The sequence below is a fragment of the Draconibacterium mangrovi genome (genome assembly GCF_010586825.1).
Taxonomy (GTDB): Bacteria; Bacteroidota; Bacteroidia; order Bacteroidales; family Prolixibacteraceae; genus Draconibacterium; species Draconibacterium mangrovi.
This window is the reverse complement of sequence record NZ_JAAAGB010000027.1, coordinates 1-1069: the sequence shown is the minus strand read 5'-3', so window position 1 is coordinate 1069 and position 1069 is coordinate 1. Positions and strand designations below refer to the sequence as shown.

The 1069-nt window shown below is 35.3% G+C and carries 1 protein-coding gene; it reads left to right on the top strand.

Annotation, left to right across the window (positions count from 1 at the left end; genetic code table 11):
• A partial coding sequence (locus tag G4420_RS23220; RefSeq protein WP_204273805.1) for a HEPN domain-containing protein occupies positions 1–829 on the top strand: 829 nt, incomplete at its 5' end.
• Between the last annotated feature and the right edge of the window lie 240 nt (positions 830–1069).

Below are 1069 nucleotides of genomic sequence, written 5' to 3'. Positions count from 1 at the left end.
CGTTACCTGCAAGCTTGAAGAAATGAAAAACAACACTGACGCTTTTACCAGACTAAAAATTGAACAGCAAAGAATTTTAGACTTTGCTCTTTTGACTTGTCATGCGATGCCCAATCTTTCAAAGACTATAAAAGGGATAGAATGCAATATAAAAGACTACGGGCTAACTAAACCAACCTATTTTGAGCAAATTGAAGACCTTGCCCGATTAAAGGCACTATTAAAACATTCGGACGACAACCTAGCAAAATATATTCTATTTAGCTCTTGGAGTTTTTTTGAATTTTATTTCAAAGATGCTATGAGCGAGTTGCTTGATTTTTATGGAGGTAAGGAGAATTTTATAAATGGAATTAATCTACTTCATACTAAAAAGATTAATCAAAATAAATTGCATTTAGACAAAACGAAGAAATTAAGAGAGCCTCCCAAACCTGGAAAAAAAGATAAATACAAAAAAGCATTAAGTGAATTATCCTCTATTCCCAAATATACATTCACCAGCGAGTTTTTTTCTTTATGGGGGGCAAAATATTTCGTGGATTATGTCGCTTCAAAAAAATTTGTTAGTGCAGACATTCCCGTTCTCCTAAAAGAAATGTTTGGCATGGATATGTCCGACAAAATAAATGAGTACGGAGAACTTAAGGATATGGACCTAGTTCAGACATTTGATTCTATGAGAGATTACAGAAACAAAATTGGACATGGTGAAATAGTGACTGTTCCTTTGAATAAAGTTATGGCGTATAATAAATTTTTAAGGTTTTTTGCATTAAAAATTGACAACTTTTTGATAGAGAATTATTTTATTCTCAACAATATATAAAATGTTTAGACTGATGTAATGGTAGCATATCTCCGAGCCTATGTGACTGATTTTTCACAAAGGCATGGAGAAAGAAAGGTTCGAATCCTTGTCTGAACACAAAAGCCAGCAGGTAACATTTTGCAAATTGCATTGCGGGGTCAGTGCGGTGCGTTGTCTCTGCTCCTTTCTTGACCGTCTTCGTCCTGCGGACGCTGACGCTCTTCGAAATCCGCAACGACAACTTGCAAGTGACCGTTA